General features: G+C 41.6%; 14 protein-coding genes. 4 read left to right on the top strand and 10 right to left on the bottom strand.

Features of this window, described 5'->3' with window-relative positions:
• Nucleotides 1-18: 18 nt before the first annotated feature.
• Entirely contained in the window at nt 19-1,026 is a 1,008-nt protein-coding gene (locus JFU56_RS08825; RefSeq protein WP_198436927.1) for a hypothetical protein, read from the bottom strand.
• A 244-nt stretch (nt 1,027-1,270) separates the two neighbouring features.
• Nucleotides 1,271-2,632, bottom strand: coding sequence for a sodium:alanine symporter family protein (locus tag JFU56_RS08820; RefSeq protein ID WP_198436926.1), 1,362 nt, complete (start codon nt 2,630-2,632; stop codon nt 1,271-1,273).
• A 421-nt stretch (nt 2,633-3,053) separates the two neighbouring features.
• Between JFU56_RS08820 and JFU56_RS08815 the strand changes: the two genes are divergently transcribed.
• From JFU56_RS08815 to JFU56_RS08805, 3 genes are all read left to right on the top strand, one after another.
• Nucleotides 3,054-4,754 (top strand): methyl-accepting chemotaxis protein, encoded by a 1,701-nt coding sequence (locus JFU56_RS08815; RefSeq protein ID WP_198436925.1) that lies wholly within the window; start codon nt 3,054-3,056, stop codon nt 4,752-4,754.
• Nucleotides 4,755-4,836: 82 nt separating this feature from the next.
• On the top strand, nt 4,837-6,375 hold the full coding sequence (locus JFU56_RS08810) for a nodulation protein NfeD (protein WP_198436924.1): 1,539 nt from the start codon (nt 4,837-4,839) through the stop codon (nt 6,373-6,375).
• Complete coding sequence (locus tag JFU56_RS08805) at nt 6,356-7,144, top strand: slipin family protein (protein ID WP_198436923.1); 789 nt, start codon at nt 6,356-6,358, stop codon at nt 7,142-7,144. Before JFU56_RS08810 ends, JFU56_RS08805 begins: the two co-directional genes overlap by 20 nt.
• A gap of 136 nt (nt 7,145-7,280) precedes the next feature.
• On the opposite strand, the gene JFU56_RS08800 is transcribed toward JFU56_RS08805, so the two are convergent.
• The 7 genes from JFU56_RS08800 to JFU56_RS08770 all read right to left on the bottom strand — a co-directional run bounded on the left by JFU56_RS08800 (nt 7,281) and on the right by JFU56_RS08770 (nt 17,513).
• The gene (locus JFU56_RS08800) at nt 7,281-8,876 is read right to left on the bottom strand and encodes an isocitrate lyase (protein WP_198436922.1); all 1,596 of its coding nucleotides are present in this window, start codon (nt 8,874-8,876) and stop codon (nt 7,281-7,283) included.
• Between the two features lie 84 nt (nt 8,877-8,960).
• Nucleotides 8,961-10,577, bottom strand: coding sequence for a malate synthase A (aceB, locus tag JFU56_RS08795; protein WP_198436921.1), 1,617 nt, complete (start codon nt 10,575-10,577; stop codon nt 8,961-8,963).
• 266 nt (nt 10,578-10,843) lie between these two features.
• Nucleotides 10,844-11,749 (bottom strand): alpha/beta fold hydrolase, encoded by a 906-nt coding sequence (locus JFU56_RS08790; protein ID WP_198436920.1) that lies wholly within the window; start codon nt 11,747-11,749, stop codon nt 10,844-10,846.
• A 199-nt stretch (nt 11,750-11,948) separates the two neighbouring features.
• Nucleotides 11,949-12,656, bottom strand: a complete 708-nt coding sequence (phoU, locus tag JFU56_RS08785) for a phosphate signaling complex protein PhoU (protein ID WP_198436919.1) — start codon at nt 12,654-12,656, stop codon at nt 11,949-11,951.
• Between the two features lie 24 nt (nt 12,657-12,680).
• Nucleotides 12,681-13,499, bottom strand: coding sequence for a phosphate ABC transporter ATP-binding protein PstB (gene pstB / locus JFU56_RS08780; RefSeq protein WP_198436918.1), 819 nt, complete (start codon nt 13,497-13,499; stop codon nt 12,681-12,683).
• Nucleotides 13,500-13,628: 129 nt separating this feature from the next.
• Complete coding sequence (gene pstA, locus JFU56_RS08775; protein ID WP_198436917.1) at nt 13,629-15,275, bottom strand: phosphate ABC transporter permease PstA; 1,647 nt, start codon at nt 15,273-15,275, stop codon at nt 13,629-13,631.
• Nucleotides 15,276-15,302: 27 nt separating this feature from the next.
• Nucleotides 15,303-17,513, bottom strand: coding sequence for an ABC transporter permease subunit (locus tag JFU56_RS08770; protein ID WP_198436916.1), 2,211 nt, complete (start codon nt 17,511-17,513; stop codon nt 15,303-15,305).
• Between the two features lie 217 nt (nt 17,514-17,730).
• Here JFU56_RS08770 and JFU56_RS08765 point away from each other — a divergent pair, with 217 nt between their 5' ends.
• Complete coding sequence (locus JFU56_RS08765; protein ID WP_198436915.1) at nt 17,731-18,234, top strand: glycine cleavage system protein R; 504 nt, start codon at nt 17,731-17,733, stop codon at nt 18,232-18,234.
• Between the two features lie 186 nt (nt 18,235-18,420).
• Here the strand turns inward: JFU56_RS08765 and JFU56_RS08760 are convergent, their stop codons facing one another.
• A complete protein-coding gene (locus JFU56_RS08760; RefSeq protein WP_198436914.1) occupies nt 18,421-19,881 on the bottom strand; it encodes a NarK family nitrate/nitrite MFS transporter in 1,461 nt (486 codons plus the stop codon).
• Nucleotides 19,882-19,885: the final 4 nt, after the last annotated feature.

The raw sequence follows: 19,885 nt of genomic DNA, 5'->3' as shown, positions 1-19,885 counted from the left end.
TCCTTACGTATAATTATTTTATTTTTTATTCACAAAGAAATAAGTATCTAAGTATTGTTTAAATGGTAAAAATGCTGGATTTGCCCAGCTAACAAATAGCTTAGATTGGTCAGTAAGGCCGTCTGCAACACCAGAACCAAGCTTACCAGCATCAATAAATTTACTATGACTAGAACCAGATAACTCCCCTGCGGCAGTATTTTTGTCTGCTTCAACTTGATATTCATACACAGTGCCCAGTAATGCACCTGGGTTTAAATTCACCGCTAGCGAATGAGTTTCATCTGGTTTACCATTAGCAATAATATTACTGCTATCTTCACTATCTATACACGGTGTTGGTGTGCCTAACGCACGCTCACTTGCTACCGTAGATAATTGGCCATTACCATAATTACATTCATCATATTTCAAGTAAGCAAGACTTTGCAATTCAGCGGCGACTTTAGTTTGCAGTAGTGCATCCTTAAACGAACCATAAGCTACACCCAATGCAGTACCTGTTGCTGTATTTGCATTTCCATCTACATAGTAATCATAAAGCTGCATCAATTTTTGATAAGTGGTCGAAGAAAGCGTCTCGTCTTTTCCCTCATTATCAATATAAATTAATTCAATACCGTCAATAATAGTGCCTTTTTGGTCATTCAATTCAATAATAAACTCACCAGTTGTGCCCGTTATAGCTGATTCATTTTCAAGCAATCCAATAATAATTCGTTTCGCCGCAAACTGATCTCGCACATCCTGGTGAGCCCATTGCATCATGTTCTTCACACGTTCCATAACACGCTGTTGCTGTGCATCAGTTACGTTATTACCTAACTTAATCACATACACACCATTATCAAAATGACAACTCGGTACATCGGCTTTATTTTTACAATTAGCAACAGTATCAAATACTTTCACTGTTGTTTGCAGTACAGTTGGCGTTGCCTTACTAGCATTATCAGAACCACAACCTGCAAGCACGACCATGCCAGTCGTTAATAAACACATTCTCAATTTATTTGATATTGCCATTACTGAACTATCCTTAGTGAAATACAATCTTTACATAAAATTACATAAAGTAGCGCATGGTAAAATAATTACCGACGACACTGTGTAAGCGATTGTAAGCTTAGGATAAAAGACAATATGCCAGGTTTCAGCAATATAAAAACAAAACCCCTGCCTACTTTCAACGAAAATAGGCAGGGGTTTAGATACAGCCGCTGATCATAATTGGTGAATCATGACCACCAGCGTTTATGGGCAGGACAAACTATTCTTTAGCAGCATTACCTTGCTTAGCAAAGTACTCTTTCGTTAACTTAAACACCACAGGGCTTAATAATGCCAGAGCAATCAAGTTAGGAAGAGCCATCATCGCATTTAGCGTATCAGCCAATAACCAAACGAAGCTTAATGAACTTGTCGCGCCAATTGGCACTGCAACAATCCACAAGATACGGAATGGTACAATCGCTTTCACACCAAATAGATACTGCACACATTTTTCACTGTAGAAACTCCAGCCAAGGATCGTAGTGAACGCAAATACCGACAGCGCAATAGCAACGATGTAGTTACCTACACCCGGCAGTGCACTAGCGAACGCAGCAGATGTTAATGCAGCGCCCGTTTCACCCGATGTCCATGCACCAGATACCACAATAGCAAAACCAGTAATACTACAAACGATAAGGGTATCAATGAAAGTACCTAACATCGCGATAAGGCCTTGCTTAACCGGATCATTCGTTTGAGCTGCAGCATGCGCAATCGGTGCGCTACCTAAACCAGCTTCATTTGAGAACACACCACGAGCCACACCAAAACGGATCGCAGCCCAAACAGCAGCGCCAGCAAAACCACCTTGTGCTGCAACTGGAGTAAATGCGCTTTCAATAATTAATGCCCATGCAGCAGGAATTTCACTCGCATTCATGATTAACACGACCAAACCAGCACCGATATAAAATATTGCCATGATTGGTACTAACTTACCCGCCACATCAGCAATACGTTTTACGCCACCCATCAGTACGAGGCCAACCAATACCATCATCACTAAGCCAGATACCATAGGTGAAATACCAAAGCTGCTTGATAGAGCATCGGCTACCGAGTTTGATTGCACAGTGTTACCAATACCAAAACCAGCAATTGAACCAAAAATAGCAAACGCAGTGCCGAGCCAAGCCCATTTACTGCTTAAACCGTTTTTGATGTAATACATTGGACCACCAACGTGATTACCATTAGCATCCGTTTCACGATATTTAACCGCACATACTGCTTCTGCATATTTGGTTGCCATACCCACTAACGCAGTACACCACATCCAAAATAATGCCCCCGGTCCACCTAAAAAGATAGCCGTTGCAACACCAGCAATATTACCTGTACCGATAGTCGCAGAAAGCGATGTCATTAACGCATTAAACGGCGATATTTCACCTTTGTCACCAGAACGGCTTTTTCGTCCCGCCCAAAGTAATTTAAAGCCCGTACCTATTTTTAAAATAGGCATTAATTTCAGTCCCAGCGATAGGAATAGTCCTACCCCAAGGATCATGACGAGCATAGGCACACCCCATACCACACCATTTACCGCAGAAATAAAATTTGTTAAAGCTTCCATCTACATCCCTTCCTTTAAATTCATAATTCTGACAACGCACATTATCAGGCTATATATTCAACAAACAGATAAACATAATACCTACAACTGTTTAACATGCAACCAAGTATCGGTAGATTAGTATTAACAGGTATTATATTTTGAATGGAATAAGACTAATTACAAGACTATAAATTAATTAAGAATTTTATAACTTAATAGCCAGAAGCCCCACCAGCAGTGACATCTATAAAATCTACACCATGCTTTATACATGATAATCCGCAGCGATTAAAAATTATTTTAAAACACATAAAAAAAATATAAAACAAACAAAAAGTAAACACGAGGTTAACAGTTTAAGTATAAAAATATGTAAATATAGGTAAAAAAATGAGCTAATGAGACATGTTGTTATTTTAATGGATCACAAGGTTAGGTCATGAATAATTTAAGAATGCAGAATAAATTACTACTGATTGCTATAGTTCCCATGATTATTGCGTTATCAGTTGCACTCGCAATCATCGCTAACTTACAAGCCAAATCAGTCACTAGCATGATCAATAACCACAAATCTCTGTTACTTGACGAACGCCAAAAACAAATCAGCGATGCAGTCAAAATAACGCAGAAAGTAGTACAACGAGAAATGAGCCTCGCCTTTACGAACAATCTAAATCAACAGCAAAGCCTAGCGGATGTACGCGATCTACTTAAACAAGCCCGCTATGGCGACAAAAGCCTCGGTTATTTCTTCATTTATGACAGTAAGGGTATCAATATTGCTGATGCCTCTAACGACGCAAATCAAGGCCAAGACCGTTTCGCATTACAAGATAAAAACGGGGTAATGCTCATTCAAGAACTCATCAAGGCAAGCCAATCTGGCGGTGGCTTTGTTGAGTATGTTTATCCTAAGCCCGGTACGAATTCACTGCAGCCAAAATTAAGTTATTCCGCGCCCATTGCCGGTACTGATTGGTTCATCGGCACAGGCGTTTACATTGATGATATTGAAAAAGATTTAGCGATCTTCAGCGCCTCCTCATGGCAGCAACTTTACACGCAAATACAATACGCAGTTATCAGTGCCATCGTGATCGTCATTCTCACCAGCTTGATAATGCTGTGGATAGCAAAACGCGTTGCCAACCCAATTAACGATATGCTTAATACCCTTAATGACATTGCTGATGGCGAAGGTGATTTAACCCGCCGCTTAGAAATCAAAGGCAGTGATGAGATTGCCCAGCTCGGAAATGCGTTTAACCGCTTCACATCCAAGTTACAGTGTATTATCAGTTCAGTGGCAGATGTCACTCGCAAAGTCACTGATTCAGCGAGTAGCTTAAGCCAGCAAACGCAAAAAACCACAGCACAACTCACCATTCATAATAATGAAACAGACCAAGTCGTTACAGCTGTTACGCAAATGAATGCCACAGCCAATGATGTCGCTGAAAATGTTATTCAGGTCGCAGATGCTACCCAATTAGCAACGCAAGATTCTTTATTGGCGCAAGACAATGTTTCAACGTCGAATAACGCAATTACGAACTTAGTGAATAACGTCGAACAAGCCAGCGGTCACATGACCTCATTACATGATCAATCACAAAAAATTGATCATGTATTACAAGTCATTGGCGCGATTGCCGAACAGACGAACCTGCTCGCACTCAATGCCGCTATCGAAGCAGCAAGAGCGGGCGAGCAAGGCCGAGGTTTCGCCGTCGTTGCTGATGAGGTGCGTAGCTTAGCCAGTCGGACACAAGACAGCACATTAGAAATTAAAGTCATGCTTGATGGTCTACATCAATTTGTCGCCCAAGCCGTTAGCGCGATGCAAACTAGCCAAGAAACCAGCGCTCACGTGATGCAATCGTCGACACAAATCAGCGGGAGCTTATCTGCGGTCACCGATGCTGTTGATGGCATCAATGATATGACCACGCATATTGCCACTGCCGCGACAGAACAGAGTTCAGTCACCGATGAAATAAACCGTAACATGATCAATATTCGCGATGTCGTTACCCAGCTATTAGCATCCAGTCATGAGACGACACTAGTTTCTACAGACTTATCAGCCGCAGGCGAAGAGTTAGAATCACTGCTCAGACAATTTAAGCTATCATAACGTCTGCGTTACTCGTGTATAACCGCCTGCATAACACGGGCACAGTATTTATGAGCTAGAATATAGGTAACGTCATCGTGAGATGTTACCTATGCATTATTTACTCATAAGCCTGCTATTACTATACAGTAGTATATTAAACGCGAACCAGACTGAACCAGCTGAGACGACCGCTAGCAATGTCGTCACGCCAGTGCCAGTATTAACCATCAAAGGTGCTATTGGCCCAGCCGTTAGTCATTACCTCACGTCTGAAATTAAGCGCGCTAACCAACAAACAACCAGTAATAGTCAAGGCGATAACGGCACACTCAACTCAAATTTAGCACCACTGATTATTATTACTATCGATACCCCTGGCGGCTTAGTCTCTAGCTTGCGTGATATTAACCAAGCTATTTTAAACTCTGATATCCCTATTGCTTGCTTGGTTCATCCACCCGGCGCAAGAGCCGCCAGTGCCGGTACCTATATTCTCTATGCCTGTCATATTGCAGCGATGGCGACCACCACCACATTAGGCGCTGCGACACCAGTCAGTATTGGTAACCCTCTGCCCGGCGGTGGTGATAAAAAACCTGCCAATCCTTATCAACCAACACCTAATGCGGATAACAAACCCGATACACAATCTGAAGATTCAGAAGGCAGCAATGCTAAGCAGAACGGGGCAGATCCAACGAACTCACCACAAGTAACTGAAAAAACAGCAATGGAAAAGAAAGTACTAAACGATTCAGTGGCTTACATTCGTTCTTTAGCGCAATTGCGTAAACGTAATGTGCAATGGGCTGAATTAGCCGTGACCGAGGCTGCCACACTGACTGCAGTGGAAGCATTGGATAAAAATGTCATTAATCTGATAGCTCAATCACCACAACATTTATTAAAAAAACTCGACGGCCAATACGTCACTATTAAACAGCAGCAAAGACGACTGACACTAACCAACAGTCCATTGGATCTACGTAAACCTAATTGGCGCAGTAACTTTATTGGCACTATAACCGACCCTAATATTGCCTACATTCTGATGCTAATAGGTGTCTATGGCATCTTACTCGAGTTTTACAGCCCCGGTATTGGAGTCGCTGGTATCGCAGGGTCGATTTCCTTATTCATCGCTCTGTACGCTTTCCAGCTATTACCACTTGATTATGTCGGCCTAGCATTATTATTACTGGGAATTGCGTTCTTGATAGCCGAATCGATGTCACCAAGCGTGGGGATTTTTGGACTTGGCGGGCTGATTGCTTTCACCCTAGGATCAATATTTTTATTTGATACGGATTTGCCGCAGTTTCAAGTATCACTACAACTCATCGCTGCATTAGCCGTGGTGTCATTACTATTTTTTGTGTTTATATTTGGGTATTTATGGGATATACGCAAAAACAAAGTCGTGAGCGGTAAAGAAGCTTTGATTGGTGCTCTAGTCACCGTAGACATCGGGTTCATCGGCCAAGGCCATATTAATATAAAGGGTGAATGTTGGTCAGCTTATTGCCCGCAGCAACTCACCGCCGGACAGACAGTAGAAATCAATGGCATTGATGGCTTAACGCTGATCTTATTGCCAGTCACTGAATTGGAGGTTAACGATGCAAGCAATCCTCAGTAGCGGCATGTTATTCACCGGAGCAATTATCTTTTTATTACTCCTGTTAATCATGAGCATGTTTCGGATCCTACGCGAATACGAACGTGGGGTGATCTTTTTCCTCGGCCGTTTTGAAAAGGTCAAAGGCCCCGGTCTGATCATCGTCATCCCAATAATACAACAAATGGTACGTGTCGACTTACGTACCGTGGTCATGGATGTGCCCAGTCAGGATGTTATCAGTCGCGATAATGTTTCTGTACGCGTTAATGCGGTGATTTACTTTCGGGTCATTGATTCTCAAAAAGCCATTATCAATGTCGAAAACTTTCTACAAGCGACCTCGCAACTAGCACAAACCACATTACGCTCAGTATTAGGTCAACATGAGTTGGATGAGATGTTAGCCAATAGAGATATGCTCAATACTGACATTCAAGCCATCTTAGATGCCCGTACCGATGGTTGGGGTATCAAGGTGTCTAACGTTGAAATCAAGCACATTGATTTAAACGAAACCATGATCAGGGCGATTGCGCGACAAGCTGAGGCGGAAAGAACACGACGGGCGAAAGTGATCCATGCATCAGGGGAAATGGAGGCATCGGATAAATTAGTTGAAGCCGCTGCAAAACTATCGCAAGAACCGAATGCTATCTTATTGCGTTATCTACAAACCTTAACCGAGATCGCCAGCGAGAAAAACTCCACCATCTTATTTCCGATGCCGACCGAACTGCTAGCGAACTTAATGCCAGGAAAAAAGCCGAAGAATAAAGACGACACATGACCCCTCTAAAACACAAAAACCAGCCGAAGCTGGTTTTTTCATATTAACTGACTTTCTATTTTAACTCATAATAAAGTAGTTACTCTCTTGCTCCTCCCCTGTTTATAGGGGGAGGTTGGGGGGGGATTATAATAAGTTAAAACTGGTTCATCGTGTTATCTTCGCCGCCCGCTTTCAGTGCTGCATCACCAGCAAAGTATTCTTTATGGTCATCGCCCATGTCAGAACCTGCCATGTTTTGATGCTTAACACATGCAATCGATTGACGGATTTCTTTACGTTGAACACCTTTCACATAACCCAGCATACCTTGGTCACCGAAGTACTCTTTCGCTAGGTTATCCGTTGATAGCGCAGCTGTATGGTAAGTTGGTAATGTGATTAGGTGATGGAAAATGCCCGCTTCACGTGCTGAATCAGCTTGGAATGTACGGATCTTTTCATCAGCTTGGGCTGACAATTCTGTCGTATCATATTTCTCGTTCATCAAGTCTGCACGGTCATATGCTGACACGTCTTGACCTGCTTCAACCATAATATCAAAGATTTGTTGACGGAAATTAAGTGTCCAGTTGAATGATGGCGAGTTGTTGTAAACAAGTTTCGCATTCGGTACTACTTTACGGATCTCATTTACCATTGCACCGATTTGACCAACGTGTGGTTTCTCAGTTTCAATCCATAATAAATCAGCGCCGCCTTGTAGCGATGTAATGCAATCTAGTACGCAACGTGCTTCACCCGTGCCTTCTTTAAATTGGAATAAGTTACTTGGTAGACGTTTAGGACGTAATAATTTACCGTCTTTCTTCAGAATAACATCGCCATTACCTAGCTCAGCTTGTGTGATCTCATCACAATCAAGGAATGAATTATATTGGTCACCAAGGTCACCCGGTTCATTCGTTACTGCAATTTGTTTTGTTAGACCAGCGCCTAATGAGTCAGTACGCGCAACAATAACACCGTTGTCGATACCTAGCTCTAGGAATGCGTAACGAACAGCATTGATTTTCGCAAGGAAATCTTCATGTGGTACCGTTACTTTACCGTCTTGGTGGCCACATTGTTTTTCATCAGATACCTGGTTTTCGATCTGAATACAACATGCACCCGCTTCAATCATTTTCTTAGCAAGAAGGTATGTTGCTTCTGCGTTACCAAAACCTGCATCGATATCAGCAATGATTGGCACAACGTGCGTCACGTGGTTGTCAATCTTGTCTTGTGTATCAGCTACTTTAGCTGAATCGCCCGCATCTCTTGCAGCGTCTAGTTCACGGAATAAACCGCCTAATTCACGTGCGTCTGCTTGACGAAGGAATGTGTATAGTTCTTCAATTAATGCTGAAACAGATGTTTTTTCATGCATTGATTGGTCTGGTAATGGACCAAACTCAGAGCGTAATGCAGCAACCATCCAACCTGAAAGGTAAAGATAACGACGGTCAGTATTGTTTTCAAAATGTTTCTTAATAGAAATCATTTTTTGTTGACCGATAAAACCATGCCAGCAACCTAAAGACTGCGTGTACAGTGAAGAATCATTATCGTAGTTTTCCATATCCGCACGCATAATGTCTGCTGTGTACTGTGCAATCTCAATACCCGTTTTGAAACGGTTTTGAGCACGCATACGCGCTGTATATTCTGGGCTAATTGCAGCCCATTTAGAACCTTGTTCCGCTTTTAGTGTAGCGACCGCATCGATATCATTTGTGTATGTAGACATTTTTATTCCCTTAATAATTATTTTAATACTTGATACAACAAGAACACCGCGGGATAAACTAACCCCGCCCTATTCCAAAAATTTCTAATCTAAGAAATCGTAACCAGGAAGGGTTAAGAACTCAGCAAGGTGATCACTGGTTGTTAACTCTTCAAACAGTTTTGACGCTTCAGCAAAGCGGCTATTTTCGTAAGCTTCCACACCAATTTCTTCATCGCGAATAACCACAAGTTCTTCTTGTAATAATTGGCAGAACAATGCTTTTGTGACAACTTTACCGTTGCTTAATGTTTTACCGTGTTGGATCCACTGCCAGATTGATGCGCGAGAGATTTCAGCTGTTGCTGCATCTTCCATTAGGCCATAAATAGGCACACAACCATTGCCCGAGATCCATGCTTCTAAGTAACGAACACCAATACGGATATTTAAACGCATGCCCGTTTCAGTACGCTCACCATCACACGGTTGTAATAGTTCAGCTGCAGTAACAGGTGCATCATCAGCACGACTTACTTGGATTTGGTTAGCATTACCTTCACCAATGTATTCGTTCATCACGCCCATCGCTGTATCAGCAAGGCCAGGGTGAGCAACCCAAGTACCATCGTGACCATTTTGTGCTTCTAAGGTCTTATCTGCGGTTACTTTCGTTAATACTTTATCGTTTTCTTCTGCTGTTTTAGCTGGAATGAATGCAGCCATACCACCCATAGCAAGTGCACCACGTTTATGACATGTTTTAATTAACAAACGTGAGTAAGCACTAAGGAAAGTTTTATCCATCGTTACTGAATGACGATCTGGTAGTACACGGTCAGCATGCTTACGCAGTGTTTTAATGTAGCTAAAGATGTAATCCCAACGGCCGCAGTTAAGAGCAACAATATGCTCTTTCATGCTATATAGGATTTCTTCCATTTCAAATACCGCTGGAATCGTTTCAATCAACAGTGTTGCTTTGATCGTACCGCGTGCTAGGTTTACTTTATCTTCTGCATAGCTAAATACTTCGCTCCACCATTTAGATTCATGATGACTTTGTAATTTAGGGACATAGAAATAAGGACCAGCGCCTTTCGCTAACAATGCTTCGTAGTTATTCGAGAAGAACAGTGCAAAATCAACTAAGCAGCCCGGTACAATTTTACCGTTAAAAGTGATATGTTTTTCTGGTAGATGTAAACCACGTACACGACAGATAAGCGTCGCCGGATCTTCATCTAAACTATAGTGTTTACCGTTAGCTGGGTTGGTATATTCAATCGTGCCGTTTACTGCGTCACGTAAATTAACTTGACCATCTAATACACCCGCCCATGTTGGTGCGAATGAATCTTCGAAATCAGCCATAAATACTTTAACGCGTGCGTTCAGTGCATTAATCACCATTTTACGGTCAACTGGACCAGTAATTTCTACGCGGCGGTCTTGTAGTTTTGCAGGGATACCTTGAATTTTCCAATCGCCTTCGCGGATATGGGCTGTTTCAGGCAGGAAATCTGGTAATTCACCAGCATCCATACGCGCTTGTTTCTTTACGCGTTGGTTTAGTAACTCATCAACTTGAGGAGCGAACTTTTCGACTAACTCAGTCAACAAAGCAACTGCTGCAGGATTTAGGATCTGTTGTTGTTCTTGGTTGATTTCCCCATGGAAAATCAGAGAACCTGTTTCATGAGACTGGGTATTGGCAGTCATAGTTTCACTCCGTTGAAATAATGTGTATTGACAACAATTCGACACCATTTAAACGCTGGAAAAATAACGACCCAATGTTTTAAACACGTGTACGAATTGCTTTCTCTACCTACACATTGCAACAAGTTACCCATAAATGCAACATATTTCACACTAATGACACAGTGTCAAATTACAGCTTTTAACTTTCTTAAAAATCAGTGAATAGTGAAGTAAATAATGAAGTGAAATATACTTTCATATGAAGTCTATATTGACCAATAACATTAGCTGACCTTTGATGTAACCCAATCTGTTACATCGTTAAATACCTCTCTCGCGTTCAACTCATTCAGCATCTCATGACGGCCATCAGGATAAAGCTTAAGGTGTACATTCTCACAACCATTCATTGTAATGTGCTGCTCTAATGCTAATACACCTTTACCTTGTAAACCGACCGGATCTTTATCGCCACTAAAAATATAAATAGGTAATTGATTAGGGATCTTGGCGATTGCTGATTTTTGACTAATGGTGATCAACCCAGACATAAAATCGAGCCAAAATTGTGGCGAGCATGGAAAACCACAATAATCATCATCAATATATTTATCGACTTGTATGGGATCACGGCTTAACCAGTCAGATGTGGTACGTGTCGGTTGGAATTTACTATTGAATGCGCCAAATGAAACAAAATCTAAAAAACGACTTGGCGAACGCGCACCAATACGCATTTTTTCAATTTTGCTGACTAAGGTGGCCAATTTATACATGATTGGATTTTGGTAATTAGAGCCACTGAGCACTAAGCCATTCAGCTTACAGCCATGTAAGATCGCATATTGCTGCGCAATAAAAGATCCCATGCTATGGCCAAATAATATCAACGGCGCATGATGACGTGCTGTGACATTGTCAACGATAAGGTCTAAATCACTGATCACTTTCTGCCAGCCATTATCGTCAGCGTAATGCCCTAATACTGGAGCATCATCACCGTGACCACGATGATTAGCACCATACACTGCAATACCAGCGGCATTACAAGCTAAAGCAAACGTTGCATAACGCTGAATATGTTCAGCCATGCCATGGCTTAATACCATCACATAACGGATGTCCTGCTCAGGTAACCAAGCAAATAATTTTATCTCGCGACCATCAGCGGCCGTCAGTACAGAATGCATCCCTATATCCTTATCAATTAATACCCGTTCAGTTAATGACACATATACTCGCACGCTGGTCTGTCTTGTAAAGCAAAATTAATCTGCTACGCGATTTCATCGTCATTGTAATTACATTCATGTGAAAAACAAAAAAGCCTTGTTTATCAATTGATAAACAAGGCTTAATTTATTCACTGGCAGGCGTAATATAACCCGCTTATTTAGCGAGTAAATCTCTCACTTCGTCGTGATTAATATGGCGAATATCTTTACCTTTAACAAAGTAAATAATGTATTCAGAAATATTCTGACAACGGTCACCAACACGCTCTAATGCACGAGCACACCAAAGTACATTCAGTACTTGTGGGATTGAACGTGGATCTTCCATCATGTAAGTCATTAACTCACGGATGATACTTTCGTATTCGCGGTCAACTTTGACATCTTCTTGATATACTTTAAACGCTGCATCAACATCCATACGCGCGAATGCATCCAGTACGTCATGTAACATTTTAACCGTATGACGGCCCATGTTTTCCATGCTTACTAGCGGCGGTGATTTCTTGTTACGGTTTTCAATCACTGTACGTGCGATGCGATCAGCAACATCACCAATACGCTCTAAGTCGGTAATGGTTTTAATAATCGCCATCACTAAACGTAAATCACTTGCCGCGGGTTGACGCTTTGCAATAATACGCGTGCAAGATTCATCAATCGCCACTTCCATTGAGTTAACGCTTTTATCCGTGTCGATGATCTTGTTCGCAACGTCGATATCTTGTGACGATAATACTTCAATTGCTGAATTTAACTGCTCTTCAACCAAACCACCCATGACCATGACTTGGTTACGAATGCTTTCTAGCTCTGCATTAAATTGGCCAGAAATATGACGGCCTAATGTTAAATTATCCATTTTTTTTCCTTAATGAAACTTAAATTAACCGTATTTACCCGTAATATAATCTTCTGTCTGCTTTTTAGCGGGTGTGGTAAATAACGTATTTGTGTCAGAGTACTCAACAAGCTTACCCATATACATAAATGCAGTATGGTCTGATACACGCGCAGCTTGTTGCATGTTATGCGTTACGATAACAACGGTGAATTTTTTCTTCAGCTCAGTGATCAACTCTTCAATAACAAGTGTAGAGATAGGATCCAGTGCTGATGTTGGTTCATCTAACAATAAAATTTCCGGTTCAATCGCAATAGCACGCGCGATAACCAAACGTTGTTGCTGACCACCCGATAGCCCGAATGCATTTTCGTGTAAACGGTCTTTTACTTCATCCCAGATAGCAGCACCACGTAATGAAGATTCAGCCGCTTCATCTAAACGACGTTTATCATTAATGCCTTGTAAGCGTAAACCATAAACCACATTCTCATAAATCGATTTAGGGAATGGATTAGGACGCTGGAACACCATACCAACATTACGGCGCAGTGTTGCAACATCAACATCACGGTCATAAATATTTTTATCGCGTAAGTTAATATCACCTTTAATGTGGCAGATATCAACTAAATCATTCATGCGGTTAATACAACGTAATAGCGTTGATTTACCACAACCAGACGGACCAATGAAAGCGGTGACTTGTTTTTTCGGTATTTTCATACTTACATCGAACAAAGCTTGCTTGTCACCATAGAATAAATCTAAGTTTTTAATTTCTAATGCTGTATCTGCTGCTGATAAGTTATTAACATCTAGGCTTACTACATCAGTCAAATTTGAACTCATATCAATCATTTTCTTTCCTATTGAAGCAGCCACTTGAGCAGCTGCTTTCCATTTTCTAAGTCTATAACCCAACAGGTCGTGTCTATAACCTAACAGGTCCTGTCTATAAATCTACAAGCTAACCTAACAGTTAGAGGTCTATAGTTCTAAATTTTTGAATTTTTCGCGTAAATGGTTACGCACTGCAATTGCCGTTAAGTTTAGGCCGATAATAACCGTCACTAACAAGAACGATGTGGCATAAACTAATGGTCGTGCCGCTTCAACGTTTGGACTTTGGAAACCAACATCATAAATGTGAAAACCTAAGTGCATGAACTTACGTTCTACGTGAACATATGGGAAGTTCATATCAACCGGTAATGTCGGCGCGAGTTTAACTACACCCACCAGCATTAATGGGGCAACTTCACCAGCAGCACGTGCAACAGCAAGAATCAGGCCGGTCATAATAGCCGGGCTCGCCATTGGCACAATAATACGCCATAACGTTTCAAACTTCGTCGCACCCAGTGCCAGCGAACCTTGACGTAATGATGTCGGTATACGTGATAAGCCTTCTTCCGTTGATACAATCACAACTGGTAGCGTTAAGATAGCAAGCGTTAATGCCGACCATAATACGCCTGGCGAACCAAATACCGGTGATGGGGATGATTCAGGATAGAAGAGTTCGTCAATCGAACCACCTAACATGTAAACAAAGAAACCTAGACCAAATACACCGTATACAATTGATGGCACACCAGCAAGGTTAATTACCGCAATACGGATCATTTTAGTCACACCGTTTTTCGGTGCATATTCATGTAAGTAAATCGCAGCGACGACACCCAATGGTGTAACAATCACAGCCATCAACATCACCATGAAGATAGTACCAAAGATAGCAGGGAAAACACCGCCTTCGGTATTTGCTTCACGTGGGTCGCTCGTCACAAAACTACCCATGTTACCAAACCAATGCATAATTTTGCTGACGATACCCATATCATTCGGATAAGTCACTTCCAATACGTTGGATAATGGAATACGTACTTCCTCACCACGCATGTCTTTTACAATAACAGCGTCACGATTAGCTTGGTCACGATAACTGAATAATTGCGCTTCATAAATTTGATATTCAGCACGCAGTCCTTCAGATATCTTGCTGTACTTACTTTCAATTTCGCTAGTCAACTCACCTTTGAGTTCATAACTGCGTAGCTTTAAACGAATACGTTCTAACTCATAGTTTACTGAACTAATTTTACCTTTCTGTAGCGCTTGTGCTTTATCGTTTAACGCAACAGCACGGTCAATTAAGGTTTCTAATTGCATCGCAGAAGTTAACGCTTTCTTTGTTCCAGCTTCTTCGACAGCAATTGGGTAACCATAAAAATTACCATTATTGAAACGTTCAAACACAGCAACGGCAGCAGGCGTTGATTGTTGTGTGATAGCCGTACCCAATAACCAGCTGAAATCTAAATCAACATATTCACGGTTACCGGTTTTAACTAAAATACGCTCAACCGTTTCTAGCGTTGGATCAATCTTTACGCCAGCTTCAAGTAAACGTTGAATAGGCACGACTTCACGGTCGTAGATTTCACCAATAACAACACGACTCGAGCCATCTTCTAGCTGTACATTAAATTCATGTATCGCACTTGGCCAGAAGTAAGTCAGACCACGCCATGCGATCAACATTAACAAACCAAGTACGGCAATCAAACTTATGCTTACAGCACCACCTGTCATCCATATCCAAGGCGATCCTGAGCGAAACCAATTTTTCATTTTAATATCCTAGTTACAAGCCTTAGATTAAATAGCGCTGTATTTTTCACGTAAACGCTGTCTCACGAATTCCGCAAGAGTGTTAAATACAAACGTCAGTACAAACAGTACGAATGCCGCTAAGAACAGTACGCGGTAATGTGAACTACCCACTTCTGATTCAGGCATTTCTACCGCAATATTGGCTGCTAATGTTCTCATACCAGAGAAGATATTAAAGTCCATTACTGGGGTGTTACCGGTTGCCATTAATACAATCATCGTTTCACCAACCGCACGGCCTAAGCCCATCATCACGGCCGAGAAAATACCAGGGCTCGCTGTTAGCAATACCACTTTAACCAGTGTCTGCCAGCTCGTCGCACCTAATGCTAATGAACCTTGCGTTAAGTGTTTCGGTACACTAAAGATTGCATCTTCAGCGATTGAGAAAATAGTCGGAATAACCGCAAAGCCCATAGCAATACCAACAATCAGTGAGTTACGTTGGTCGAAACCAAAGATATCATTGATATAAGCACGCGCATCGCCATCAAATACTAAATCTTCTACCAACGGACTTGCTAATACCGATAAATAACCGACCAGTAGTAATACCGGTAATAGGATAATAACGTGTGCACCTTGTGGAACACGATTAACAAATGACTGCGGTAAGAAATGCCAAATGGCAGCGACCATGACGGCGGAGAATGGCAATAACACCGCGATCATCATGACCCCAGGTAAATGCATTTCCACAAATGGCGCTAACCACAGACCCGCAAGGAAACCAAGGATAACAGTTGGTAATGCTTCCATGATTTCAACGGTTGGTTTAATGACTTTACGTAAACCTGAGTTCATGAAGTACGCAGTGTAAATTGCACCGGCAACCGCGATTGGCACAGCAAATAACATCGCATAAAATGCCGCTTTAATCGTACCGAATGTAATTGGCACTAAGCTTAACTTAGGCTCAAAGTCGTCTGATGCAGACGTTGACTGCCAGATATAATCTGGTTCAGGGTAACCTTCGTACCAAACTTCTTGCCACAATGCGCTCCATGTTACTTCTGGATGCTCATTAGTGAGCTTGTAGAAACCAATACCCTGTTCTGATTCAACTAAAAATGCATTTGCTCGAGGAGAGATTGCAAGGTGTTGCAGTGAACCCATTTTCAGGTCTTGGTGTAATAATGTCGTTTCACCCGTGGTGTGGAAAATGCTTAAGCTATTATCCGCTCCCACAGTCATGAAACCTTTACGTGAGTATTCAATCGTAATATCGGTGACACTTGATTTTGCATCAAACTGACGGATCTTAGTAAACTTACGCTCACCATCTTTAGCCACTTCAAACCATTGACTTACTACGCCGTTGTCGTTACCAACCAATAATGAACTTGCGCCTGTCAGCAGTGCAACATGAGTCACATTCTGTTGATGTTCATTAATGTCGAGTACTTCAACAATAGAAATATCATCAGTATCACGAATATCGTAAATAGAGAGTTTGTTACCGCTACGCATAAAGATGAAACGGAAGTTCGGTGTTAGCAATACTTGCTCAACATCCATTGGCATTGAAGGCAGTTCGATTGTTTCGCTGCTCCACTCCAATTCTTCTGTCATGAAGTTTTCTTCCGCAACATAACGTAACAACACACCACGATTGTCGGCAGTGACAGCAACGATAGCTGCATCTTCACCTTCAACTTCAATGGCAATATGCTGTAATGCTTGGCCCTGGCTATCAACTTCAATTGGTTGTTCGCCAAATGGGAACTCAACTTGAGGTGTGATAAGACGCTTATCGCCTGGGTATGTAATGTCGAAATCTGCAGCTGCAACAATCGCATGACCATCACTTAAACCGAAAACGACAGCTGATGATGTTGGTCCACTTTCGCCAAACGACGCCGCTTGCTGTGGTAATGCATATTGCATCAACGCCACATCAGGGTTAGTGGTGTTAAAGAAGTTAATCCCTAAGTCACTATAACGGTAAGCAATTTCATTTTGCTCTTCCATTGCTAATGCGTAGGTTTTACCAGCAAAAGATTGGCTGTATTGTGCTTTTGATTCTATTTTAGCAGATTCAAAAACCGGATAAACCACATACAATAGATAGAAAAATATTAACAACAGTGTCATCAGTACAACACCACCGCCCATTTTAATACCGTATTCTGCGAGTTTATCTTTAAGTAAGCGCTTGCGGGAGCCCGCAACCGTTAAAGAAAACTGTTCAGCCATCTCTTCCTCGTCTTTAGCTGTAATTAATCACAACAGGATTATAGGGAATTTATATGACAGTTATATGACATCCCGCAACAACGTTAAATATATTCCACATTAGCTCGACTTAGCTCTGATATTGGGATAATGGCACTATATTTATGCACACTATTTGCATATAGTACGCCGCATAATTATAGTACGCCGCATCAAATTTATTACATAAGGCTTAATAATGCTTAAACAACTTATCGTAACGCTTATTGGTGATGACAAATCAGGTCTCATCAATAATTTATCGCGTGTCGTCGCTGAACATAAGGGCAATTGGTTAGCAAGTAATATGAGTGAGCTCGCAGGGCAATTTGCTGGCATTCTACAAATTTCAGTTGAAGATGAGTATTACCGTGATTTATGTGAAGCATTAAGCCTCATTCCAGGCCTGACCATTAATTTCGCAGAAGGTAAAGATCAAAATATCTGGCAAAAATCACCTTGTCTAATTATTCAAGACACAGACAGACCAGGGATTATTAATGAAGTATCTCAAGTGCTTACGCAGTATGGCATTGAGTTAAAAGCGATCACAACACATTGTAAAGATCTATGGCAATCTGATAATAATTGTTTTTATGCCAAGCTGAAGCTCGCGTTACCAGACAACCTAGATTTTGATAACTTTAATATCGCGCTGACAAAAATATCACCAACCTTAATTTCTGAAATGACAGAAGCCTAATTAGCAATTAAGGCACTATAAGCCTCGACATAAATAAAGTGCTAAATGTATAAAGCACTGCAGATATAAAATACAGCACAAACAAAACGGCGCCATTATCGATAAGATAATGGCGCCGTTTTTATATCATACTGTCACAATCAATAGTCATCAACCAGTCATAAATAGTGCACAACGTCAGTTCATTTATGACACATTAATTAATGTGACTTTACCGTCTTCATCTACTTCTGCAATATGACCTTTCGGCTCTTCCATTAGCAGTAATGCAATAAAGCCCACAATAGCGGTGATCGCAATTGCGTAGAAGAATACTTGCGTTGATACAATTGAATAAAGCGTTAAGTAGAATACTGCGCCAACGTTACCGTATGCGCCAGTCATGCCTGCAATCTGCCCAGTTAAACGGCGCTTGATTAATGGTACAGCAGCAAATACAGCCCCCTCACCCGCTTGCACGAAGAACGAACACGCCATTGCAGTCGCGATAGCAACTGCAAGTGACCACTCACCAGTGATTTGTGACATCGCATAGTAGCCAACCGCAAGGCCCGCTGTCAGAATCAGTAAGGTTTTCTTACGGCCAAAGCGATCACTTATCCAACCGCCACCAGGACGAGACATCAGATTCATAAAGGCATAAGATGCTGCGACCATCCCCGCTTCTGCCATGCCTAAACCGAAGGTTTCAGCAAAGAATAACGGCAACATCGAAATAACCGCAAGTTCAGAACCAAATGTCGAAAAATATAATACGTTAAGTACCGCGACTTGTTTAAACTTATAACGCTCAATCTCTGGTACTTCTTTCACAAAGATATTGCTGTTTACTTGATAGGTTTTCCAACAATCCAATACATACAACACCGCTAAACCAATATAAACAGCATTAGTGGTGGTGTCGGTGAACATATCGATCTGTAGCAGTTTCCACGCTAATAAGCCCAGCGTAAGATACATTGGTAACTTCATGAATAGTAGTAAATAGAAATCACCTTTACTGGTCACTTCCATTGCCCCACCTTTTTTAGGGCGGAAGTACGTCGCACCTTTCGGTGTATCAGTCACGTTAAAGTAGTAAACAAAACTGAATAGTAAGCTCATTAAACCAGTAATGGCAATCGCATAACGCCAACCATTTTCACCACCAAACAATAAAGCTACTGTCGGCAATGTGAATGCTGCAGCCGCAGAACCAAAATTACCCCAACCGCCATAAATACCTTCCGCGGTACCTAATTCATTAGCCGGAAACCATTCACTGACAATACGGATACCAACAACAAAACCCGCACCAATTAGACCCATCATGAAACGCGCGATAGCTAACTGTTCAAAAGTCGTTGCCAATGCAAACATAAAACACGGTATTGAACAGACCGCTAACAAGGTTGAATAGACAATGCGAGGGCCGTACTTATCGGTTAACATGCCTATAATAACGCGTGCAGGAATAGTCAACGCCACGTTTAGGATTAACAGTGTTTTGACTTCTTCTGTCGTGAGTCCCATGCTGTCTTTAATCGCTAGCATTAATGGCGCGGCATTAAACCACACGACAAAAGTAATAAAAAACGCCATCCACGATAGGTGTAATGTTTTCATCTTCCCTGAAAAAGACAATATGTTAAATTTTTCTTGCCCCATAAAA

Source organism: Moritella sp. F3, from assembly GCF_015082335.1.
Taxonomy (GTDB): domain Bacteria; phylum Pseudomonadota; class Gammaproteobacteria; order Enterobacterales; family Moritellaceae; genus Moritella.
The sequence above is the reverse complement of the archived record's forward strand: the minus strand, read 5'-3'. Positions and strand labels throughout refer to the sequence as shown.